19 protein-coding genes are annotated in these 22,783 nt (G+C 68.4%); 6 read left to right on the forward strand and 13 right to left on the reverse strand.

Annotated features, from left to right (window positions below; all coding sequences use genetic code 11):
• Nucleotides 1-57: 57 nt before the first annotated feature.
• The gene (locus ASG87_RS02510; RefSeq protein ID WP_200948974.1) at nt 58-3,522 is read right to left on the reverse strand and encodes a PAS domain-containing hybrid sensor histidine kinase/response regulator; all 3,465 of its coding nucleotides are present in this window, start codon (nt 3,520-3,522) and stop codon (nt 58-60) included.
• 80 nt (nt 3,523-3,602) lie between these two features.
• On the opposite strand from ASG87_RS02510, the gene ASG87_RS02515 reads away from it, so the two are divergent.
• The gene (locus ASG87_RS02515; RefSeq protein ID WP_056000349.1) at nt 3,603-4,247 is read left to right on the forward strand and encodes a 4'-phosphopantetheinyl transferase superfamily protein; all 645 of its coding nucleotides are present in this window, start codon (nt 3,603-3,605) and stop codon (nt 4,245-4,247) included.
• 77 nt (nt 4,248-4,324) lie between these two features.
• Nucleotides 4,325-5,068, forward strand: a complete 744-nt coding sequence (locus ASG87_RS02520) for a pyridoxine 5'-phosphate synthase (RefSeq protein WP_056000354.1) — start codon at nt 4,325-4,327, stop codon at nt 5,066-5,068.
• Between the two features lie 106 nt (nt 5,069-5,174).
• On the opposite strand, the gene ASG87_RS02525 is transcribed toward ASG87_RS02520, so the two are convergent.
• The 9 genes from ASG87_RS02525 to dnaA form a co-directional block, all read right to left on the reverse strand.
• Nucleotides 5,175-5,591: a biopolymer transporter ExbD gene (locus tag ASG87_RS02525; RefSeq protein ID WP_056000357.1), complete on the reverse strand. Its 417-nt coding sequence runs from the start codon at nt 5,589-5,591 to the stop codon at nt 5,175-5,177.
• 5 nt (nt 5,592-5,596) lie between these two features.
• The gene (locus ASG87_RS02530; RefSeq protein ID WP_056000360.1) at nt 5,597-6,010 is read right to left on the reverse strand and encodes a biopolymer transporter ExbD; all 414 of its coding nucleotides are present in this window, start codon (nt 6,008-6,010) and stop codon (nt 5,597-5,599) included.
• Nucleotides 6,011-6,021: 11 nt separating this feature from the next.
• Nucleotides 6,022-6,768 (reverse strand): MotA/TolQ/ExbB proton channel family protein, encoded by a 747-nt coding sequence (locus ASG87_RS02535; RefSeq protein ID WP_056000364.1) that lies wholly within the window; start codon nt 6,766-6,768, stop codon nt 6,022-6,024.
• Nucleotides 6,769-6,820: 52 nt separating this feature from the next.
• Nucleotides 6,821-7,480 carry an energy transducer TonB gene (locus tag ASG87_RS02540; protein ID WP_056000367.1) on the reverse strand — a complete coding sequence of 220 codons (660 nt, stop codon included), beginning with the start codon at nt 7,478-7,480 and terminating at the stop codon, nt 6,821-6,823.
• Nucleotides 7,481-7,684: 204 nt separating this feature from the next.
• Nucleotides 7,685-8,971, reverse strand: coding sequence for a tetratricopeptide repeat protein (locus ASG87_RS02545; RefSeq protein WP_200948975.1), 1,287 nt, complete (start codon nt 8,969-8,971; stop codon nt 7,685-7,687).
• Nucleotides 8,972-9,261: 290 nt separating this feature from the next.
• Complete coding sequence (gene gyrB, locus ASG87_RS02550; protein WP_056000370.1) at nt 9,262-11,676, reverse strand: DNA topoisomerase (ATP-hydrolyzing) subunit B; 2,415 nt, start codon at nt 11,674-11,676, stop codon at nt 9,262-9,264.
• Nucleotides 11,677-11,765: 89 nt separating this feature from the next.
• The gene (gene recF / locus ASG87_RS02555; RefSeq protein WP_056000503.1) at nt 11,766-12,848 is read right to left on the reverse strand and encodes a DNA replication/repair protein RecF; all 1,083 of its coding nucleotides are present in this window, start codon (nt 12,846-12,848) and stop codon (nt 11,766-11,768) included.
• Between the two features lie 91 nt (nt 12,849-12,939).
• Nucleotides 12,940-14,040 (reverse strand): DNA polymerase III subunit beta, encoded by a 1,101-nt coding sequence (gene dnaN, locus ASG87_RS02560; protein ID WP_056000373.1) that lies wholly within the window; start codon nt 14,038-14,040, stop codon nt 12,940-12,942.
• 248 nt (nt 14,041-14,288) lie between these two features.
• Nucleotides 14,289-15,647: a chromosomal replication initiator protein DnaA gene (dnaA, locus tag ASG87_RS02565; protein WP_056000376.1), complete on the reverse strand. Its 1,359-nt coding sequence runs from the start codon at nt 15,645-15,647 to the stop codon at nt 14,289-14,291.
• Nucleotides 15,648-15,864: 217 nt separating this feature from the next.
• Here dnaA and rpmH point away from each other — a divergent pair, with 217 nt between their 5' ends.
• The 4 genes from rpmH to mnmE all read left to right on the forward strand — a co-directional run bounded on the left by rpmH (nt 15,865) and on the right by mnmE (nt 19,603).
• Entirely contained in the window at nt 15,865-15,999 is a 135-nt protein-coding gene (rpmH, locus tag ASG87_RS02570; RefSeq protein ID WP_056000379.1) for a 50S ribosomal protein L34, read from the forward strand.
• 14 nt (nt 16,000-16,013) lie between these two features.
• A complete protein-coding gene (gene rnpA / locus ASG87_RS02575; protein WP_082582708.1) occupies nt 16,014-16,394 on the forward strand; it encodes a ribonuclease P protein component in 381 nt (126 codons plus the stop codon).
• 64 nt (nt 16,395-16,458) lie between these two features.
• Nucleotides 16,459-18,180, forward strand: coding sequence for a membrane protein insertase YidC (gene yidC / locus ASG87_RS02580; RefSeq protein ID WP_056000382.1), 1,722 nt, complete (start codon nt 16,459-16,461; stop codon nt 18,178-18,180).
• 76 nt (nt 18,181-18,256) lie between these two features.
• Complete coding sequence (mnmE, locus tag ASG87_RS02585) at nt 18,257-19,603, forward strand: tRNA uridine-5-carboxymethylaminomethyl(34) synthesis GTPase MnmE (RefSeq protein WP_056000385.1); 1,347 nt, start codon at nt 18,257-18,259, stop codon at nt 19,601-19,603.
• Here the strand turns inward: mnmE and rbsK are convergent, their stop codons facing one another.
• From rbsK to hslU, 3 genes are all read right to left on the reverse strand, one after another.
• The gene (gene rbsK, locus ASG87_RS02590) at nt 19,604-20,506 is read right to left on the reverse strand and encodes a ribokinase (protein WP_056000388.1); all 903 of its coding nucleotides are present in this window, start codon (nt 20,504-20,506) and stop codon (nt 19,604-19,606) included. It lies immediately after the preceding gene.
• 212 nt (nt 20,507-20,718) lie between these two features.
• Nucleotides 20,719-21,333: a hypothetical protein gene (locus ASG87_RS02595; RefSeq protein WP_056000391.1), complete on the reverse strand. Its 615-nt coding sequence runs from the start codon at nt 21,331-21,333 to the stop codon at nt 20,719-20,721.
• A gap of 50 nt (nt 21,334-21,383) precedes the next feature.
• Nucleotides 21,384-22,724 carry an ATP-dependent protease ATPase subunit HslU gene (gene hslU, locus ASG87_RS02600; protein ID WP_056000394.1) on the reverse strand — a complete coding sequence of 447 codons (1,341 nt, stop codon included), beginning with the start codon at nt 22,722-22,724 and terminating at the stop codon, nt 21,384-21,386.
• Nucleotides 22,725-22,783 lie beyond the last annotated feature (59 nt).

Below are 22,783 nucleotides of genomic sequence, written 5' to 3' on the forward strand. Positions count from 1 at the left end.
TCCCCTGTCGCGCCCGAGCATACGTCGAGGCGCCGGTGGCGCGTCAAGCCGCCGGCGTCAGGACGCCGACTTGCGCAGGCGCGCGCTGAGCAGGGCGCGCAGGGCCGCCGGGCGCACCGGCTTGTGCAGCAGCGGATAGCCCAGCTCTCGCGCGCGCTGCTTCAGTTCGCTGCTGCCGTCGGCGGTGATCATCGCCACCGGCGGCAGCCGGCCCAGTACGCGGCGCAGGTGTTCGAGCGCCTGCAGGCCGTCCATGTCGTCGGCCAGGTGGTAGTCGGCCAGGATCAGGTCGACCGGGCCGCGCCCCAGTTCCGCCTGTGCCTGGGTCAGGTCCTCGGCGGTGCGGCAGTCCACGCCCCAGCGTTGCAGCAGGGCGCGCATGCCGTCCAGGATCGCCGCGTCGTTGTCCAGGCACAACACGGTCAACGGCAACTGTTCGAGCTGGGTCGGCAAGGTTGCGGTGCGCCGCCGCGGCACGCCCGCCTCGGCGCGCGGCACGACCACCGCGAAGCAACTGCCGTGGCCGACCCGCGAGGTCAGCGCCAGCCGGTGGCCGAGGATGTCGGCGATGCGCTCGCAGATCGACAGGCCGAGCCCCAGGCCCTTCTCGCCCCAGGGCGACGGCCGCTCCAGCCGCTGGAACTCGCCGAAGATGCGCGCACGCTGCTCTGGCGCGATGCCCGGGCCGCTGTCCCACACCTCGATGCGCACCGCGTTGCCGACCCGGCGCGCACCGAGCAGCACCCCGCCGCTGCGGGTGTAGCGCAGCGCGTTGGACAGGAAGTTCTGCACGATCCGGCGCAGCAGTTGCGGGTCGCTGTTCACCGCCAGGCGGGTCGAGGCCACGCGCAGGCGCAGGCCGCGCTGCTCGGCGAGCACGGCGAACTGCGCACGCAGCGAATCGAACAGGTCGGCCAGGGCGAAGCTGCCGACGTCGGCGTGGTAGCTGCCGGCGTCCAGCCGAGAGGTGTCCAGCAAGGTGTCGATGAGGTCCTCGGCGGCGCGGAACGAGGCGTCGATGCGCTCGGCCAACTGGCTCGCCTCGCCGTCCAGGCCCGGATGCTGGCGCAGCGCCGCGGTGAACAGCCGCGCCGCGTTCAGCGGCTGCAGCAGGTCGTGGCTGGCCGCGGCGAGGAAGCGCGTCTTCGATACGTTGGCGGTCTCGGCCACGCGCTGCGCCTGGGCGGTGGCGGCCAGCGCCTCGCTCAGCTCGGCGGTGCGCTGCCCCACGCGCTGCTCCAGGGTCTCGTTGGCCTCGATCAGCGCCTGTTCGGCATGCTTGTAGGCGGTGACGTCGCTGTAGGTGGTGACGTAGCCGCCGCCGGGCAGCGCGCGGCCGCGCAGCTCGATCACCGAGCCGTCCGGGCGGATGCGCTGGAACAGGTGCGGCGAGCCGGCCTGCATGTGGCCGATGCGCTTGGCCACGTGCGCCTCGACCTCGCCCGGGCCGCATTCGCCGTGCTCGGCGTTCCAGCGGATCAGGTCGGCCACCGGCACGCCCACGTAGACCATGCCGTCCGGGTAGCCGAACAGCTCCAGGTAGCGCCGGTTCCATGCCACCAGGCGCATCTGCGCATCGACCACGCTGATCCCCTGCGACACGTTCTCCAGCGTGGTGGAAAGCAGCTCGCGGTTGAAGCGCAGTTCCTGCGAGGCCTCGTCCATCAGCGCCATCGCCTCGGCGATGTCCAGGCCCGAACCCGACAGCGCGCCCATCAGGATGCGCCGCGCGCTGGCCGCGCCGACCGCGCCGGCGAGCAGGCGCTCGGTCGACTGGATCAGCGCGCGGTCGGCCGCCTCGCCCGGCAGCAGCGGCTTGCCGCGGCGCTGGCCGTAGTCGTCGAACGCGCGCTGCGTGCTGCGCTCGCCGACGATGCGCGTGGCGATCGTGCGCAGGTCGGCCACCGAGACGCGGCCGCGCCAGTCGCCGATGCCCTGGCGGCCCACCGCGTAGGGATCGACGAACACCGCCGCGTGCAGGCGCTCCTCCAGGCTCGGCCGGAAGCGTAGCGAAATGAACACCAGGCAGGCCACGTTGGCCAGCAGCGACCAGAACGTGCCGTGCATCACCGGGTCCCAGCCGCTGAGGTGGAACAGCGCCTGCGGGCGCAGCCAGTCGATGCCGAGCGGACCGTCGGCCAGCCAATGCCGGGAGCGGCTGACCGCCGGCAGCAGCAGGGTGTACAGCCACACCGCGAAGCCGCAGAACAGCCCCACCGCCACGCCGCGGCGGCTGGCCCCGCGCCAGTACAGCGCCGCCACGATCGCCGGCGCGAACTGCGCCACCGCGGCAAAGGCCAGCAGGCCGGTCGCGGCCAGGTTCTCCGCGTCGGCGGCGATGCGGTAGTACGCATAGGCCATCAGGGCCAGCAGCACGATGGCGATGCGGCGCACGCGCAGCACCAGTTGCGACAGATCGGCGCGCTGTTCCAGCCGCAGCCGGCGGATCCGCAGCAGGGCCGGCATCACCAGGTCGTTGCTGATCATGATCGACAGCGCCACCGCCGCCACGATCACCATGCCGGTCGCCGCCGAGAAGCCGCCGATGAAGGCCAGCACCGCCATGCCGCGGTCGCCGTGCGCCAGCGGCAGGTTCAGCAGCCACGCGTCGGCGGCGCCGTCGCGCACCCGCGGCAGATCGAGGCCGGCGGCGACGATCGGCAGCACCGCCAGGCTGATCAGCACCATGTACAGCGGGAACAGCCAGCGCGCGCGGCTCAGGTCGCGCGGGTCTTCGCACTCCACCACGCCGATCTGGAACTGGCGCGGCAGGCAGAACATCGCGCAGAACGCGAGCAGGGTCTGCGCCACGAATCCCGGCGAGGTCCCATGCGCGAGCTGCGTCGCCGGCAGTTGTACGGTGTGTTCCATGCCCGGGCCGCGCCATAGCGCGTAGCCGGCCAGCACCACGAACGCCACCAGCTTGATCAGCGATTCCAGCGCGATCGCCAGCATCATGCCGTGGTGGTGCTCGGTGGCGTCGATGCTGCGCGTGCCGAACAGGATCGCGAATACCGCCAGCAGCAGCGCGCACCACAGCGCGCTGTCGCCGGCGAGCGAAGGCGGTGCGATGCGCGCGTCGCCGAGCACGCCGAACGACATCGCCACCGCCTTGAACTGCAGTGCGATGTACGGCACCACGGCGGTCACCGCGATGATCGCCACCAGCGCGGCCAGCCCGTGCGAGCGGCCGAAGCGCGCGCCGATGAAATCGGCGATCGAGATGATGTTGCGCTGCCCTGCCACCAGCACCAGCCGGCGCAGCAGGCCGAAGCCGAACACGAACAGCAGCACCGGGCCGAGGTAGATCGGCAGGTAGCCGAGCCCGTCGCGCGCCGCCGTGCCCACCGCGCCGTAGAACGTCCACGACGAGCAGTACACCGCCAGCGCCAGGCTGTACACCAGCGGCCGCAGCCGGGGCTGGCGCGGGTACAGCGGCCGGCGGTCGCCGGCGTAGGCGACCACGAACAGCAGGCCCACGTAGAGCAGCGCGACGAGCAGCAGCAGCCAGCCGGCGATCAAGGTTCCCCTCCCTCAGGCAGCCCGGCCCGGCGGCCGCGATCGGCTTGTGCGGATCGTCCCGTTCCCGGCACCATGCGCGGATGACCGCGACGCAAGGCCATGTGCCGGCGAAAGTAGCAGAGCGCCTGCGCGATGACGAGGTACACGTCTGGCAACTGCCCTACGACCATCGGCAGGGCCGCGCGCCGTTGCGCGCGATGCTGGCCGCCTATCTCGGCCTGCCGGCCGGGGCGGTCGCGCTGCGCGAGAACGCATACGGCCGCCCTAGCCTCGACGACGCGCAGGCACGGTCGCTCGGCTTCAACTGGTCGCACAGCGGCGACCGCGCGCTGATCGCGCTGGCGCGCGGCCTCGCACCCGGCATCGACCTGGAGCGCCTGCGCGAACGGCCGCGCGCCCTGGCGATCGCGCAACGCTATTTCGACGCGGCCGAGGCCGAACGCCTCGCCGCGCTCGCGCCGGACCTGCGCAGCCACGCCTTCCTGGAACTGTGGACCGCCAAGGAAGCCGTGCTGAAGGCGCTCGGCCGCGGCCTGGCCTTCGGCCTGCACCGGCTCAGCATCGCCGGCGGCGACGAGCCGCTGCAACTGCGCCGCCTGGACGGCGAGGATGCGGCCGGCTGGCAGTTGCAGCGGCTGCATCCCGACGCGGAGCACGTGGCCGCCGTGGCCTGGCGGGGCGAGGCGCGGCCGGTCCGCTGCTGGACACTTGCCGCCGCCGACTGATTGCCGCACTGTTTCCGACCCGGTCCGCTTGCGCGCAACGGATCGTGGCCCCGATCCCACCATGGCCCGTCGTCACGATGACCCTGCTCAGCGTCAACCTCAACAAGATCGCCGTGCTGCGCAACTCGCGCGGCGGCAACGAACCCGACATCGTCCGCGCCGCACAGACCTGCATCGACGCCGGCTGCGGCGGCATCACCGTGCATCCGCGGCCGGATCAGCGCCACGTGCGGCCGGACGACGTGCGCCGGCTCGCGGCGCTGCTGCGCGGCCGCCTCGAATACAACATCGAAGGCAATCCGTTCGCCGCCGCGCGCGGCGCCTATCCCGGCCTGATCGCGCTGGCGCGCGAGACCCGGCCCACCCAGGTCACCCTGGTGCCGGACGACGACGGCCAGATCACCTCCGACCATGGCTTCGACCTGGAACGCGATGGCGAGCGGCTGCGCCCGCTGGTCGCCGAACTGCGCGGACTCGGCTGCCGGGTCAGCCTGTTCGTCGACGCCGGCCCGCAGGATTTCGAGCGGGCCGTGGCGATCGGCGCCGAGCGCATCGAGATCTACACCGGCCCCTATGCCGAGGCGTTCGCCGCCGGCGACGTCCACGCCAGCCTGGCCCTGTGCGTGGACACGGCCCGCCGCGCCCAGCAGGCCGGGCTGGCGGTGAATGCCGGCCACGACCTCAGCCAGGCCAACCTCGGCACCCTGCGCGCCGCCATCCCCGGCCTGGCCGAGGTCTCGATCGGCCACGCGCTGATCGGCGAGGCGCTGTACGACGGGCTCGCCGCCACCGTGCGCAACTACCTGCAGATCCTGCGCTGACCGCAGGGTACGCGACTTCGCCGCCACCGCCGCAACGGCGGCGGCACGCAAACGAAAACCCCCGCTTCGAGCGGGGGTTTTCGTCGAACGGACCGCGATGGCGGGATTACTGGCCTTCGGTGAAACCGATTTTGGTGAGGCCGTAGCTCTTCGCATCGGCAAGCACCTTGGCCACCGACTCGTAGGCCGTACCGTCGGCCGCGCTGATCTGCACTTCCGGCTGCTTGGCCGCGTCGGCCTGGCCGCCAATCACCGCGAGCTGAGCCTTCAGGCCCAGCTCGTCGATCGGCGTGTCGTTCCAGTACATCGCCCCGGCCTGGTCGATCTTCAGGCGGATCGGCTCGAGCGGGGTGTCGGGCTGCTGGATGTTCGGATTCGGCTGCGGCAGGTCGATCTTCACCTTGTGGGTGAGCATCGGCGCCGTGATCATGAAGATGATCAGCAGCACCAGCATCACGTCGACCAGCGGCGTGACGTTGATGTCGGCCATCGGGCCGCTGGAATTTCCGGAACTGAAAGCCATCGTCGTTACTCCTTGCCGGTCGTCATGAAACCGACATGGACCATGCCAGCGCCCTTGGCATCAGTGAGCACCTTGCCGACGTACTTCCACTCGATGCCCTTGTCCGCGCGGATCTGCAGCTCGGGCTGCGGCGACTTGGCCGCCGCCACCGCGAACTGCGCCTTCAGGTCGGCCTCGGTCACTTCCGCGTCGTTGAGATACATCGTGCCGTCGCTCTTGACGGCCAGATCCATCGGTTCCACGTAACCCGAATCCGGAGTCTTCGGGTTGGCGTGGGGCAGCTCGACCGTGATCCGGTGCGACATCAGCGGCGCGGTGATCATGAAGATGATCAGCAGCACCAGCATCACGTCCACGAGAGGCGTGACGTTGATCTCCGACATCGGACCGCCGGAATTGCCTCCGGTGCTCATTGCCATGGGTCAATCCCTCACTTGCCTTCGACGCGCGCGCCGGTGGCGAAGAAGTCGTGCAGGTCATGCGCGAATTCGTCGAACTGGGCGTAGGTGAGGCGGTTCGAGCGATTGAAGAAGTTGTAGGCGAGCACGGCCGGGATCGCGGTGAACAGACCGAACGCGGTCATGATCAGCGATTCGCCCACCGGGCCGGCCACGGCTTCCATCGAGGCGTTGCCGGACGCGGAGATCGAGATCAGCGCGTGGTAGATGCCCCACACCGTACCGAGCAGACCGATGAACGGTGCCGAGGAGCCGACCGTGGCGAGCAGGGTCAGGCCGCCTTCCAGGCGCAGGCTCTCGCGGGCAACGGCCTGGCGCAGGGCGCGGTCGATGAACTCCGAGCGGCTCAGCGACTCGGCCAGGCGGCCGCCGCCGGCCGAAGCCTGCTGGTGGTGGGCCACCGCGGAAGCGGCGTCCAGGGCGATCTTCGAGAACGGTTCGCCCTTGGGCTGGGCTTCCAGCTCGCGGATCGCGTCCTGCGTCGACGCGGTGTTCCAGAAACCCTGGATGACCTTGTCGGCGCGACGACGCACCTGGGCGTTGCGGATGGCGTTGGCGATGATGAAGTACCAGGAGGCGAACGACATCACCACCAGGACGATGAAGACCACCCAGCCGAGGAAGTCGAAGTTGTGGAGAAGAGCCTCGAAGCCCATCTGCTTCATGGCTTGGGCGTTGGAGGTGCCGCCGGTCGGTGCAGGAGTCTGTTCGAAAAACATAACGCTACCTTTAGAGATGTGTCAGGCGTGAACTTATTAACTGTAATCGGAATTACAGCTGATTGAGATTCCAGGCAACTGGAACGCGGACATAACCCTCAGACTTCTGTCCGTTCTTGATACTCGGATTGAAGCGCCATTTCTGGGCCGCTTCAATGGCCGCACGATCCAGCTCGCGATAGCCGCTGGAGGTCTCGACCTTGATGTCCTTCGGCGTGCCATCCACGCCCACCAGGATCAGCAGCGTCGTCGTGCCCTCGTGGCGCTGGCGGATCGCCTGCGGCGGGTAGCGCGGCTGGATGCGGCTGTTGTAGCTGATGTCCTGGCTGGCCGTGATGTCCGCCGGAGGCGCCGGAGGCGCGGGCGGAGCCGGCGGCGGGGCCGGGATCGGGTTGGTCGTCGCTTCCTCGACGGCCGGCGGCGGGGCCGGCGGCGGCGGGGTCGGCGGCGGCGTCACCTGCTGGATGATCTTCGGCGGCGGCTGCTTCGGCGGTTCCGGCGGCGGCGGCGGCGGCGGCGGCGGCGGCGGCGGCGGTTCGATGAAGTTCACCTGGACGATACGCTCCTGCTTCTTCGCATCCTGCTTCGGCGGCGCCATCGGCGCGACGAGAAGCAGGAACGCAAAGGCATGCAGTGCGACGGCTACCGCCAACGCCCAGGTTCGCTTCCAATTGAACGGCTCGCGGCCGGTTTCATCGTTACTTGAGGCCATCTGTCACTTTCTTGGAGCTAGTCAATTGAAATGACGTGGTCGCAGCATTCTGCGGCAGACTTCACCAAAAGGGTGACATCTGCCACTGGACACGTGCAAGGGATAGGGTTCTCAACGGTACAACAGCACCTGGCATTTGTATAGCACCTGCATGGCGGCGAAATGGACGTCCATTCGTCGCCTTGCAGCGCCCCGTGCCGTGTGTTACTTCGCTCCCGCCTGCTTGAGCCAGGCGTTGGCCTTGGCGGACGTGGCGGGGTCCTGGGCGGCCTTCTTCATGGCGGCGATCGCGCCTGGCTTGTTCTTCAGGCCGCGCTCGGCCTCGGCCAGCAGCATGTAGGCCGAGCCCTTGTGCGCCACGCCCTTGTCGATGCCCTGCTGGATCAGGCCCTTCGCCTCGCTGTACTTGTTCTGGCTGATCAGCAGCTGGCCCGCGCGCACGGCGGCTTCGCCGTCCTTGGCCATCGGCATCGCCTTCTTGTAGGAGTCGATCGCCTTGGCCGGATTGTCGCCCACGTAGGCGGCGTCGCCGAGCAGCTTGTAGTTGTCGTAGTTGGCCGGCACGGCGCCCTTGCTCATGCCCTCGTCGAGCACCTGCACGGCCTTGACCGCGTTCGGCTTCGGATCCGCGCTGTCCTGGCCGGTGACCAGGTACAGCTTGGCGAGGTTCACGTAGTCCTTCTCGGTCTTGAACGCGCCGGCGCTGCGCGCCTTCTCCATCAGCTCGATCGCCTGCGGGTACTTCTGCGACTGCATCAGCACGGCGACGGCATTGTTCAGCGCGGTGGAATCGTTCGGATTGGCGGCGAGCTGCTGCTGCGCCAACTGCGCGGCCTGGTCGCCCTGGCCGGACTCGGCGTAGCTGGCCATCAGGATCTGGTTCCAGGAGGGCTGCGGCTTGTCGGTCAGCGACTGCGCCTTCTTGATCGCGGCGATCGCCTCCGGGTACTTCTCCAGGCGGTAGTAGGCGTTGCCTTCCAGCGCGTACGACTCGGCGGTTTCCTTCTTGCCCTCGGCGCGCCACTTCGCGATGGTGTCCAGCGCCGGCTGGTACTGCTCGGCGGCGAGCTGGAACTGCGCCAGCATGTACTCGAGCTGGAAGTAGGTGTCGTTCGGCATCACGCCGAGCGCCAGCGACTTCTGCAGGGTCTCGATCGCTCCCTTCACGTTGCCGTCGTTGTACTCCAGGCTGGCCAGGCCCTGCAGGGCCAGCGCCTGGGCGTACTTGCTCTTGCTGTTGTCGATCAGCGGCTGGAGGATCTGGGTCGCCTTCGCCTTGTCGCCCTCGTTGACGGCGTCGAGGCCTTCGTTGAGCGCCTTCTGATCCTTCTCGCTGGTCAGGTCGAGCTTCGGCTCGGTGCGCGTCGCGTTCGGATACTGCGATTCCTTCTTGTCCTTGGAAGGGGTATCGCGCGCGATCGCCGGGCTACTCGCCACGGTCAGCGCAAGTGCCGCGCCGGCCAGCATCTTGATCAGTGGGGCATGCTTCATGGCGATCCTCTATGTCAGGTTTCACGCACAGCCGTGCGGGGGATTTCTGAGCGTAACCCGAGCCGGCGATGGATAACAAGTCGCAGTGCCGCAAGCAAGTTTCTTGTTAATCAAAGACTTGCAACATACGCGCAATCATGTGAAGCACAAAACCGCTGGAATCGCAGGAAAGTGGTCGCGCGGGTGCGCGAATTTGCCCTACTAATAGTGTATTAGCGTGTTATTACACGCTTGCAAAGCGGCCCGCCGGCAGGCGCATGCCCCACGACCGGGGCACGCGCCTGGCCGCCTCAGATGTCCAGGTTGGCCACCTTCAGCGCATTCGCCTCGATGAAATCGCGCCGCGGCTCCACCGCCTCGCCCATCAGCATGGAGAACATCTGGTCGGCGGCGAACGCGTCCTCGATGCCCACCTGCAGCATGCGCCGGGTCTCCGGGTTCACCGTGGTCTCCCACAACTGTTCCGGGTTCATTTCGCCAAGGCCCTTGAAGCGCTGGATGGTGCGGCCCTTCTTCGCCTCCTCCAGCAGCCAGTTGCGCGCCTCGGCGAAGCTGGCGACGCCGCGCGTGGCGTTGCCGCGGCGTACCACCGCACCCTCCTGGACCAGCCCGGCGATCTGCTGGCTGACGTTGAGGATCGGCCGGAATTCGGCGCCGGCGAAGAACGGCTGCGGCAGCAGCAGCGTATGGGTCAGGCCGTGCTGGTCGCGCAGGATCTCGATCGCCGCCTGCTGCTCGCCCTGTGCGGGACGCAGCGAAAGCTTGTAGCGCGGCTTGCCCAGGCCGCTGGCGGCCAGGCGCAACGCGGCGCCGTCGAGCCACGCCTGCATCGCGGATGCGTCGGCCCACAGTTCCGGCTTGATCGGCTCGTGCTCGAGCAGCGCGGTGAGCACGCTGGTGTCGAAGCGGTGGCCCAGGCGCTCGATCTGGTCGACCGCCACCTGGTAGTCGCGCAGCAGCTTCTCCAGCGCCTCGCCGCTGACCGGCGGCGCCTCCGGGCTGTAGACCAGCTCGGCGTTGTCGACCGCGCTGGAGATCAGGTAGGTGTTCAGGACGGTGTCGTCCTTGATGTACAGCTCCTGCTTGCCCTGCTTGATCTTGTACAGCGGCGGCAGGCCGATATAGACGTGGCCGCGCTCGATCAGCTCGGGCATCTGGCGGTAGAAGAAGGTCAGCAGCAGGGTGCGGATGTGCGAGCCGTCCACGTCCGCGTCGGTCATGATGATGATGCGGTGGTAGCGCAGCTTGTCCGGGTTGTACTCCTCCTTGCCGATGCCGGTGCCGAGCGCGGTGATCAGCGTGCCGACCTCGGCCGAGGACAGCATCTTGTCGAAGCGCGCCTTCTCGACGTTGAGGATCTTGCCCTTCAGCGGCAGCACCGCCTGGGTCTTGCGGTTGCGGCCCTGCTTGGCCGAGCCGCCGGCGGAGTCACCCTCGACGAGGAACAGCTCGGACAGCGCCGGGTCCTTCTCCTGGCAGTCGGCCAGCTTGCCCGGCAGGCCGGCGATGTCCAGCGCGCCCTTGCGGCGGGTCATCTCGCGCGCCTTGCGCGCGGCCTCGCGGGCGCGGGCGGCGTCGACCACCTTGGAGGCGATCGCCTTGGCCTCGTTCGGATGCTCCAGCAGGAACTCGCCGAGCTTCTCGTTGACCGCCTGCTCCACCGCGGTCTTCACCTCGGAGGAAACCAGCTTGTCCTTGGTCTGCGAGGAGAACTTCGGATCCGGCACCTTTACCGACAGCACCGCGATCAGGCCCTCGCGCATGTCGTCGCCGGACAGCGCCACCTTGGCGTTCTTCGCCAGCCCTTCCTTCTCGATGTAGTTCTGCAGCGAGCGGGTCAGCGCGGCGCGGAAACCGGTGAGATGGGTGCCGCCGTCGCGCTGCGGGATGTTGTTGGTGAAGCAGAACATCGTCTCCTGGTAGGAGTCGGTCCACTGCATCGCCAGCTCCACCGTGATGCCGTCCTGTTCGGCGGACAGGCTGATCACGTTGGGATGCAGCGCGGTCTTCAACTGCGCCAGGTGCTGCACGAAGGAGCGGATGCCGCCCTCGTAGGCGAAGGTGTCGCGGCGGCCTTCGCCGCGTTCGTCGACCAGGTCGATGGCGACACCGGAATTGAGGAAGGCCAGCTCGCGCAGGCGCTTGGCCAGGATGTCGTAATGGAATTCGATGTTGGAGAAGGTTTCCGGGCTGGGCAGGAAGCGCACGATGGTGCCGCGCCGGCTCGACGGCCCTGCCTCCTTCAGCGGGTACAGCGGCTCGCCCAGCGAGTATTCCTGCTGGTACTCCTTGCCGTCGCGATGGATGGTCAGCCACAAGTGCGAGGACAGCGCATTGACCACCGACACGCCCACGCCATGCAGGCCGCCGGAGACTTTGTACGAGTTGTCGTCGAACTTGCCGCCCGCGTGCAGCACGGTCATCACCACCTCGGCGGTGGAGCGGCCCTCCTCCGGGTGGATGCCGACCGGGATACCGCGGCCGTTGTCGTCGACGCTGACCGAGCCGTCCTCGAGGATGGTGACGGTGACATGGTCGCAATAGCCGGCCAGCGCCTCGTCGATCGCGTTGTCGACGACTTCGAACACCATGTGGTGCAGGCCGGTGCCGTCATCGGTATCGCCGATGTACATGCCGGGGCGCTTGCGCACCGCTTCCAGGCCCTTCAAAACCTTGATGTTGCTCGAATCGTAGGATGCGTTCATGCGTTGACCATGTTCGACGCCGACGGCCTGCCCGGCTTGGCGTCATGGGCGCCGGGCGAGGTGATGCCTGCGGGCAGGCATCCTTTCGATTATAGCAGGGGTGTCGCCTGGCCCTGTTCCACGTGGAACACGGTGGCCGGGGTGTCACCGATGGCCAGGGGAACCTCGGTGCCGGTCAGCAGGACCTGGGCCTGGGCGAGCCGGAGATGCTCGACCACGGCCGCCTGATGGGCGACGTCCAGTTCCGAGGCGAGGTCGTCCAGGCAGATCACCGGCCACTCCCCGCGCAGTTCCGCATACAGCGAAGCCTGCGCCAGCACGCAGCCCAGGGCCACCAGCTTCTCCTGCCCTCGTGACAGGTGCTCGCGCTGGGGGGCCTGCTCGAAGCTCACCGACCAGTCGGCGCGGTGGGCTCCCTGCGAGGTGTGCCCACGCGCCAGATCCCTGCCGCGCTGCGCATGCAGCAAGTCATCCAGCGCCTCGTCGTCGGGCCAGCCACGGCGGTAACGCAATTCGACGGCACCGAGTTCCGGCAACAACTGACCCATGCTGGCCGCAAGGAACGGACGCAGTCGGGCAAGATAATGCGCGCGCTGCACATCGATAAGCGCGGCGCACTGGGCCAGCTCATGCTCCCAGGGCTGGAACAGGCCGGGATCGGCCGGACCCGCCAGCGAGCGCAACAGGCTGTTCCGCTGCTTCAACGCACGCTGGTAGCGTCGCCATGCCGACAGGAAGGCGTGTTCCACGTGGAACACGCCCCAATCGAGGTACCGGCGTCGTTCCTCTGCTCCACCCGCGATCAGGGCATGCGAGCCGGGTTCGAAGCAGGTCACCGCGCAATGCGTTACCAGGTCGCCCACCGTGACTGCGGCATGATCGAGTCGTGCGGTCCACCGGCCACCTTCCCTGCCCAGTCCCAGGCGATGCGCCTGCCCGTCGATCCCCTGCAATTCGGCGAAGATCGACAGGCTGCTGGCGCCACGTTGCAACAAGGCATCCTTCGCGCCGCTACGGAACGAACGTCCATGCGAAAGCAGGAAGGCCGCCTCCAGCAGGCTGGTCTTACCGGCGCCGTTCGCGCCGACGAACAGGTTGATGCCCGGTGCCAGTTCCAGCTTCACCTCGACCAGGCTGCGCAGGTGCTGCACCTGTAAGCGGAGCAGCCTCATGCGGTCCACAACGGACAACGCCGGAGCGTCTTGCGACATCTCCGGCGTTGCCGTTCCATCCAGGCTGTGGCGTCAGCCACGCGCATCCGGGTCAGAGCCGCAGGGGCATGATGACGTGGCGGGCCTGGTCGTTGTCGTCTTCCTGCACCAGGCAGCTCGACTGGGCATCGCGCAGGTTCAGGCGAGCCTTCTCGCCCCGCAGTGCCGCCAGCGCGTCCAGCAGGTAGCCCACGTTGAAGCCCACGGCCAGGTCGGAAACGCCGGTGTCGGCCTCGACCTCCTCCACGGCTTCTTCCTGCTCGGGGTTGTGCGCCACGATCTTCAGCCTGCCCGGCGAGAGTTCCAGCTTCACGCCGCGGTACTTCTCGTTGGAAAGGATCGCCGCACGCTGCAGGGCGCCGCGCAGCACCTCGCGGTCCAGCGTGGCCTGCTTGTCGGCGCCCAGCGGGATCACCGCCTCGTAGTCCGGGAAGCGGCCATCGATCAGCTTGGAGGTGAACACCACGTCGCCGCGCCGTACACGCAGGTGGTTGCGGCCGAATTCCAGCTCGATCTGGCCGTCGCCGGTCTCGAACAGGCCGATCAGCTCGTTCACGCCCTTGCGCGGGATGATGATCTGGCGGCGTGCGGCCACCGAGCTTTCGAGCTGGGTTTCCTTCAGTGCCAGGCGATGGCCGTCGGTCGCCACGCAACGCAGGGTGTGCTCCTGCAGGTCCAGCAGCATGCCGTTCAAGTAGTAGCGCACGTCCTGGTTGGCCATGGCGAAGGCGGTGCGCTCCATCAGGTCGCGCAGGACTTCTTCCGGCAGGCTTACGCGCTCGACCAGTTCGATCTCGTCGATGGTCGGGAACTCGCTGGCCGGCAGGGTCGCCAGGGTGAAGCGGCTGCGACCGGCGTGCAGGGCGACACGGTCGCCGTTGAGCTTGAGGTCGATGCGCACACCATCGGGCAGTGCGCGCACGATGTCGAACAGCTTGCGTGCGGGAATCGTGATCTCGCCGTCGGCCAACTGCTCGGCCGCGGTCGTGGCCACCATCTCCACTTCCAGGTCGGTGCCGGTGAAGGTCAGTTTGCCGTCGGCGATGCGCACCAGCAGGTTCGCCAGCACAGGAAGCGTCTGCCGGCGTTCGACGACACCAACCACTTGCTGCAGGGGTTTGAGCAGAACTTCGCGTTGGATGCTGAATTGCATGGTCTGTGCTTCCTTTACTGCTGTTCTGTTTTTTAAAAGAAGTTAGGTAGTGGTTGTTGGTGCCGTGGATAACTCAAAAAATCAAAATTTCCGTTTATAATCAATGGATTTCATGATTTCCTGGGTGTGCCTGAAGGGCATGGCTTGCTGTGGGCCGATTGTGGATAAGTCACGGCTTCAAGCCATCCACCTATTATCCACAGCTTACCCCGGTGCTTTTCAAGCGGTTGCCGCCGCCGGAGCCGAAATCAGCCGGTCAGGACGCGGATGAGCTGCTCCCAGTCCTGGCGCATCCGCGTATCCGTCTCGCACAGCTTCTTGATGGTGCGGCAGGCGTGCAGCACGGTGGTGTGGTCGCGCCCGCCGAAGGCGTCGCCGATTTCCGGCAGGCTGTGCTCGGTCAGCTCCTTGGACAGCGCCATCGCGATCTGCCGCGGCCGCGCCAGCGAACGCACGCGCCGCTTGGACAGCAGATCCTGCAGGCGGATGTTGAAGTACTCGGCGACGATCTTCTGGATGTTCGGCACCGTGACGGCCTGCGCGTGCGTGGCGAGCAGGTCGCGCAGGGTCTCCTCGGCGAAGTCGATGGTGATCGGCTTGCCGTAGAAGTTCGCCCGCGCCGCCAGCGTGTTCAGCGCCCCCTCGAGGTCGCGCACGTTGGAGCGGATGCGCTTGGCCAGCAGCATCGCCACGTTCTCGCCCACCGCCACGCCCTTGTCGTGGGCCTTGGACAGCAGGATCGCCGCGCGCGTCTCGAAGTCCGGCGGCTCGATCGCCACCGACAGGCCCCAGCCCAGGCGCGACTTCAGCCGCGGCTCGAGCTTGTCCACTTCCTTCGGATAGCGGTCGCAGGTCAGGATGATCTGCTGCTTGGACTCGAACAACGCATTGAAGGTATGGAAGAACTCCTCCTGCGTGGTGTCCTTGCCGGCGAAGAACTGGATGTCGTCGATCAGCAGCGCGTCCACCGAGCGGAAACGCTGCTTGAACTGGTCCATGTTCTTGGTGCGCAAGGCCTCGATCATCGCGCCCACGAACTGCTCCGAACGCAGGTACATCACCTTGCAGTGCGGGTTGCGCTCGCGCATCAGGTTGCCGGCCGCATGCATCAGGTGGGTCTTGCCCAGGCCGGTGCCGCCGTACAGCAGCAGCGGGTTGTAGGCGCGGCCCGGGTTCATCGCCACCTGCATGGCGGCGGCCTTGCCGAGCTGGTTGGACTTGCCCTCGACGAAGGTCTCGAAGGTGTAGTGCGGGTCCAGGTTGTGCGGGAAGGCCGCAGGGACCGCCGCGGGTTCGGCGACCGCGCCGCCGGGAACGCCTGCCCGGGCGGCGGGCGCCGCCTTGCCGCCCGGCGGCGTCGCGCGCGGCGCGCTGGAGCCCACTTCCAGCCGCACCGGCAGGGCATGTCCGGCGAGCAGGGCGAGTACCGCCTCGATACGCGCCAGGTAGCGTTCGCGCACGGTATCCAGGGTGTACGGATTGGGCGCGAACAGCTGCAGGCCGGCCTCGTCGTCGCGCGCCTGCAACGGCATCAGCCAGGTATGCACGTCTTCGGCGCTCAACTCGCTCTCGAGACGCTCCAGACAGCGCCGCCACAGATCACTCATGGATACTCTTCAACCACAGCAGGGGCGCTTGTCGCGCGGGGTGGACCGGCAAGTCTAGCAGCATGCCGCCTGCCATACGCCCAGGATATCCACACCGCTGTCCACAGGCCGGGAGGCCCGCGGCCCGCCGCCGCACCGGCGGCGGTTTGACAGGTGCCTCGCCGGCACCGCATAATTTCCAACCTTTTTATCCACATACCCTTCTCTGGAGCAAGCCATGAAGCGGACCTACCAGCCCAGCAAGCTCAAGCGCGCCCGCACCCACGGCTTCCGTGCCCGCATGGCCACCGCCGACGGCCGCAAGATCCTGAACGCGCGCCGCGCCAAGGGCCGCAAGCACCTGATCCCGTAAGCGGCACGCGGGTCATGCGTGCCGCCGGCCTGCCGCGCGATGCGCGGCTTCGCCGCGCCGCCGACTTCGCCGCCCTGCGTCATGTCAGCGGTCGCCTCGGCGGCCGCTGTTTTTCTGTGCGCTACCGTCCGAACGGGCTGGACCACGCCCGGCTCGGCCTGGCCATTTCCAAGCGCGTGTCCAAGCGCGCCGTCGAGCGCAACCGCATCAAGCGTCTGCTGCGCGAATCGTTCCGCCGCGCACGCGCGCAGTTGCCGCCGGTCGACCTGATGGTGATGGCGCGCGAACAGGCCGCCGGCCTGCCCGGCCCCGAACTGCTGGCCGAGATCGATGGTCTGTGGAGCCGGCTGTGCGCATTGAAGCGGCAGGACGGCGCCGGCACAATCGTGCGTTGACCTTCTCCCACCCATCCTTACTTGCGCGGCCCGTGGGCTGCGACGCTACCGGATCAGTCTCGCGATGAATCAAACGCGCACGTTTCTCCTGTTCGCCCTGATGGCGGTGGCCTACCTCTTGTGGATGGCCTGGGAAAAGGACTACGGCCCGCAGCCGCCGGCCGCGACCGCCGCGGCAACCGCCAGCAGCGCGCCCGCGCCGGCGGCCGATGCCAGCGTGCCCGGCGCCACCGCGTCGGCGGCAAGCGCGATACCGTCCGCCGCCTCGCCGGCCGCCACCGGCCCGGCGACGCCGGCGCAACTGGTCACCATCAGCACCGACGTGCTGCGCCTGACCGTGGATACCCGCGGCGGCAGCGTGGTGCGTTCGGAGCTGCTGCACTACCCGGCCGTGCCGCGCACGCGCAAGACGCCCGACCCGGCTCCGGTACGCCTGCTCGACGACGCGCAGGCGCAGTACTTCGTGGCGCAGAGCGGCCTGGTCAGCAACCACGGGCCGGCACCCGACCACCGCACGGTGTTCCAGGCCGCGCAGAGCAGCTACGCCCTCGCCGACGGCCAGAACGAGCTGAAGGTCGACCTGACCTGGCAGGATGCGGGCGGCCTCAAGGTCACCAAGAGCTACCTGCTCAAGCGCGGCAGCTACGTGGTCGAACTGGACCAGCGCATCGACAACGGCGGCGCCACCGCCTGGCAGGGCAACGCCTACGAGCAGTTGCAGCGTGCCGAGCCGCCGGCCTCGGCCAAGAAGGGCTGGCTGCAGAGCTTCACCGATCCGGCGGCGCACAGCTTCTTCGGCGCGGCGTGGTACAGCCCGGAGGAGAAGTTCGAATCGCTGCCGTTCGCCGAGTTCGGGAAGAAGCCGCTCAACCGCGCGATCACCGGCGGCTGGCTGGAAATGATGCAGCACTACTTCTTCGTCGCCTGGATTCCAGCCGCGGACCAGCCGGCCAACTACTCCACCAGCGTCGTCAATCCCGACACCGCGCAGCCGAGCTACCTGATCCGCGCGGTGAGCCCGGCGCTCAGCGTGGCGCCGGGGCAGAGCGCCACCAGCAGCGCGCGCCTGTACGTCGGGCCGAAGCTGCAGGGCACGCTGGACCAGGTGGCCCCGGGCCTGGAGCTGTCGACCAACTACGGCTGGCTCACCGCGATCGCGCAGCCGCTGCACTGGCTGCTGTCCAAACTGCACGCGGTCAGCGGCAACTGGGGCGTCGCGATCATCCTGCTGGTGCTGCTGCTCAAGGCCGCGCTGTGGAAGCTCACCGCCGCGCAGTTCCGCTCCGGCGCGCGCATGCGCAAGCTGCAGCCGCGCGTCGCCGCGCTCAAGGAGCGCTACGGCGACGACAAGATGAAGATGCAGCAGGCCATGATGGAGCTGTACAAGAAGGAGAAGGTGAACCCGATGGCCGGCTGCCTGCCGATCCTGGTCACCTTCCCGGTGTTCCTCGGCCTGTACCGCGTGCTGATGGAGAGCGTGGAGCTGCGCCAGGCACCGTTCTTCGGCTGGATCCACGACTTGTCCGCGCCCGATCCGTTCTTCGTGCTGCCGGCGATCTACGTCGCGGTGATGCTGGCCACGCAGTTCCTCACCCCCACCACCGGCATGGACCCGACCCAGGCCAAGATGATGAAGGTGATGCCGATCCTGTTCGCGGTGATGTTCGCGTTCTTCCCGTCCGGCCTGGTGCTGTACTGGGTGATCAACGGCGCCACCAGCCTGGCGCAGCAGTGGTTCATCACGCGCCAGGTCGACCAGGCCGAGCTGAAGGCCAAGAGCGCCTGACCTGCTCCGGCCGGCATCCGCGGCAACCGCAGCCGCGAGGGGCAACCCTCGCGGCTGATTCATTTAAAGTCCCGCCATGAACCACCCCGCCACCGACACCATCGCTGCGATCGCCAGCGCCCCGGGCGCCGCCGGGGTCGGCGTGGTGCGCGTGTCCGGACCGGCGGTGCCGGCGATCGCGCGAACACTGCTCGGTGCCGAACCGCAGCCGCGCCATGCGCATTTCGCCGTGTTCCGCGATGCCGGCGGCGAGCGGATCGACCACGGCCTGCTGCTGCACTTCCCTGCCCCGGCGTCCTATACCGGCGAGCACGTGCTCGAACTGCAGGGCCACGGCAGCGGCGTGCTGCTCGATGCCGTGCTGCGGCGCGTGTGCGAACTGGGTGCGCGGCTGGCGCGGCCGGGCGAGTTCACCGAGCGCGCCTTTCTCAACGGCAAGCTCGACCTGGCCCAGGCCGAAGCAGTCGCCGACCTCGTCGCCGCGCGCTCCGAGGCCGGCGCGCGCGCTGCGCTGCGCTCGCTCGACGGCGAATTCTCGCGGCGGGTCGAAGCGCTGCTGGCCGAGCTGATCGCGCTGCGCGTGCACATCGAGGCGGCGATCGATTTCCCCGAGGAGGAGATCGACTTCCTCGCCGATCCGGCGATCAACGCCAGGCTCGTCGCCCTGCGCGAAAAGCTCGCTGCCCTGCTGAAGCAAGCCGAGCGCGGCGTGCGCCTCAACGACGGCTTGCGCGTCGCCATCGTCGGCCGGCCGAATGCGGGCAAGTCCAGCCTGCTCAACGCGCTGGCCGGCAGCGACCGCGCCATCGTCACCGCCATCGCCGGCACCACCCGCGACGTGCTGCGCGAAAGCCTCAGCCTGGACGGCATCGCGCTGGAGCTGGCCGACACCGCCGGCCTGCGCGACACCGACGACGAGGTCGAGCGCGAAGGCGTGCGCCGCACCCACGGCGAACTGCGCCGCGCCGACGTCGCCCTGCTAGTCACCGACCAGGAACATGCCGTGGCCGACCTGGCCTTCTTCGAGGCGCTGTCGCCCGCCGTCGAGCGTGTGGTACTGGTCAACAAGATCGATCTTGCCCGGGCCGCACCGCACGGCGAGACCCGCGACGGCATCCGCTGGCTGTGGGCCTCGGCCAGGACCGGCGCCGGACTCGACGCCCTGCGCGACCGCCTCAAGCAGCTCGCCGGCGCCGGCAGCGGCGAAGGCGCCTTCAGCGCGCGGCGCCGCCACGTGCTGGCCCTGCAGCAGGTGGCCCGTCACCTCGAACAGGTGGCAATCGAGCTCGCTCGAAGCCGCGCCGGCGAACTCGCCGCCGAGGAGCTGCGCCAGGCCCAGCACGCACTGGGCGAGATCACCGGCAGCTACACCAGCGACGACCTGCTCGGGGCGATCTTCGGTTCGTTCTGCATCGGCAAGTGATCAGCCGGCCTGCCGGCCGAGCAAGGCCTCGACCTCGTGCAGCCGCGGCATGCCGCCCTGCGCGCCGAGGCGGGTGACCGACAGGGCGGCGGTGGCGCAGGCCTTGCGCACGGCGTGCGGCAGGCCTTCGCCGAGGAAGACGGCGAGGGCGCCGTTGAAGGTGTCGCCGGCGCCGGTGCTGTCGACGGCTTCGACGGCGAAGCCGGCCTGGTGGCTGGCCCGGTCGTGGCCCTGGTCGCGATACCACGCGCCTTCGGCGCCGCGGGTGAGCACGACGGGGCATGGCGCGCGCTGCATCAGGGCGTGGAAGTCTGCGTCGGGATCGGCGTCCAGCACGGTGGCCAGCTCGTGCTGGTTGGGGGTGAGGTAGCGCACCTGGCGCAGCCAGTCCGCCGGCAGCGGGCGGGCGGGCGCGGGATTGAGGATCACCGGCACGCCCAGCCGCTGGCCCAGGCGCAAGGTGGCTTCGACGGTTTCCAGCGGGATCTCCATTTGCACCAGCACGGCGTCGGCGCGGCCGATGGCGCCGGCCGCCCGCTCTACCTGGGCCGGCCTGAGCAGGGCGTTCGCCGCGGGCACCACGAGGATCTGGTTCTCGCCGCCGGCGACGGTGATCGAGGCGGTGCCGCTGGCGCTGTCGGCCAGTCGCTGGACATGGTCCAGCACGATGCCCTCGCGCAGCAGGCCCGCGTGCAACTGGTCGCCGAAGGCGTCCGCGCCGAGCGCGCCGACCAGGGCGACCTCGGCGCCGAGGCGGGCCGCGGCTACCGCCTGGTTGGCGCCCTTGCCGCCGGGCACGGTGACGAAGCGTTCGCCCAGCAGGGTTTCGCCCGGGCCGGGGAAACGCGGCGCCTGGGTCACCAGGTCCATGTTGATGCTGCCGACGACGACGATCCGTCTCATGAGGTGCTCCCGGGTTGCGTGGCGTACCTTGCCGATGGGCACGAGAGCTTAGCGGCTGCGGCGGCGTGCCGGGCGTTGCGCACGTCCCCGACCGGGGTCGGGAGCCGATCCGGGGCCGGGGGCACGCGGGATGCCAAGTGCCGGAAACGAAAAGCCCGCCGGGTCAGCGGCGGGCTTCGTATATTCCTCAATAGGATGCGCGGCTGCGCTGCTCAGTGCGCGTGGCCGATGCCCGAGTCGCCCTGCTCCAGCGGCGGCGGCGTGCCGGCCACGGCGAGCAGCGACTGCGCATAGCCGTCCTCGATGCTTACCGTGGACACCTCGTCCCAGCTGAAGAACGAGGCCTCGCGCAGCCATTCCGCGTCGGGGCTGATTTCCTGCATGCTGAAGCCGTCTTCCTCCACGCCGACCAAGCGGCCGATGTAGCAGACCTCGGCCTCTTCCTCGCTGTCCACATGCACGCCGATCACCGGCGACATCGCGCCGGCCGCCTGCACCACCTCGCGGATGCCGTCGAGCGGGAAGCCGCGCGGCGGCCGCGGCAGCAACTGCTTGAGCTTGAGTGCCTTTTCCATGAACACGTGATGCTTGTCCGGCGCCTCCAGCTCGGAGATGTCGCGGTGGCGCATCACGTACATGCCGTCGTAGGTGATGCCGTCGCCGACCACCCACAGCAGCAGGAACTCGCGGCCGACGCCGCCGACGTAGCCGCAGAAGCTGCCGTGCTCCAACTCGCTCCGCCACAACCGGATCAACTGCTGGTTCTGCTGCGCCTCGCGCAATTGAGCGCGCTGGCCCGTGGTCTTGAATTCGATGATCTTGCCCATGACAGCGATTTTACCAGAGCGGGTCCAACGGCTTGTTTACAGGATGCTAATTACAGGATGTAGCGGCTCAAATCCTCGTCCTTGACCAGCGTTCCGAGGTTTTTGTCTACATGTTCGGCGTCGATGACGTACTTTTCGCCGGACTTGTCCGCCGCCTCGTAGGAAATCCTTTCCAGCAGCCGTTCCATCACGGTATGCAGGCGGCGGGCGCCGATGTTCTCGGTGCGCTCGTTCACCTGGAAGGCCACCTCGGCCAGCCGGTCGATGCCCGAATCGGTGAATTCGATGCCGACCCCCTCGGTGCCGAGCAGGGCCACGTACTGCTTGGTCAGCGCGTTGTGCGGCTCGCGCAGGATCCGCTTGAAGTCGTCCACGCTGAGCGCGGACAGCTCCACCCGGATCGGCAGGCGACCCTGCAGCTCGGGGATGAGGTCCGACGGCTTGGCCAGCGAGAACGCGCCGGAGGCGATGAACAGCATGTGGTCGGTCTTGATCGGGCCGTACTTGGTCGACACGGTGGAGCCCTCCACCAGCGGCAGCAGGTCGCGCTGCACGCCCTCGCGGCTGACCCCGGCGCCGCCCCACTCGGAGCGCTGCGCCACCTTGTCGATCTCGTCGATGAAGACGATGCCGTTCTGCTCGGCCGCTTCCATCGCCTGCGTGCGGACCTCCTCGTCGTTGAGCAGCTTGCCCGCTTCCTCGTCGATCAGCAGCGGGCGGGCCGTCTTGATCGGCAGCTTGCGGCTCTGCGTCTTGGCGCCGCCGAGGTTCTGGAACATCTGGCGCAGCTGCGCGCCCATCTCCTCCATGCCCGGCGGCGACATGATCTCCACGCCGACGTTCATGGCGAAGTCCAGCTCGATCTCGCGCTCGTCCAGCGCGCCTTCGCGCAGCTGCTTGCGCAGCTTCTGGCGGGTATCGCTGTCGATCGCCGGGGTGGCCGCGGCGTCGTGGCTCCAGTCGGCGGGCGGCTGGCGGCGCGGCAGCAGGGCGTCGAGGATGCGGTCCTCGGCGCGGTCCTCGGCCTGCGAGCGTACGCGCTTCATCGCCTGCTCGCGGGTGAGCTTGTAGGCCACGTCGGCGAGGTCGCGCACGATCGATTCCACGTCCTTGCCGACGTAGCCCACCTCGGTGAACTTGGTCGCCTCCACCTTCACGAACGGCGCGTTGGCCAGCGTGGCGAGGCGCCGCGCGATCTCGGTCTTGCCCACGCCGGTGGGGCCGATCATCAGGATGTTCTTCGGCGTCACCTCCTCGCGCATGCCCGGCTCCAGCTGCATGCGGCGCCAGCGGTTGCGCAGCGCGATCGCCACGGCGCGCTTGGCGTCGTGCTGGCCGATGATGTAGCGGTCGAGTTCGTTGACGATTTCGCGGGGGGTGAGTTCGCTCATGGGCTTCGCCGGGAATAGGGAATGGGGAATGGGAAATGGGGAATCGGAAGGGCGCGGTT

This window comes from Frateuria sp. Soil773 (genome assembly GCF_001428405.1).
In the GTDB taxonomy this organism is placed as follows: Bacteria; Pseudomonadota; Gammaproteobacteria; order Xanthomonadales; family Rhodanobacteraceae; genus LMSL01.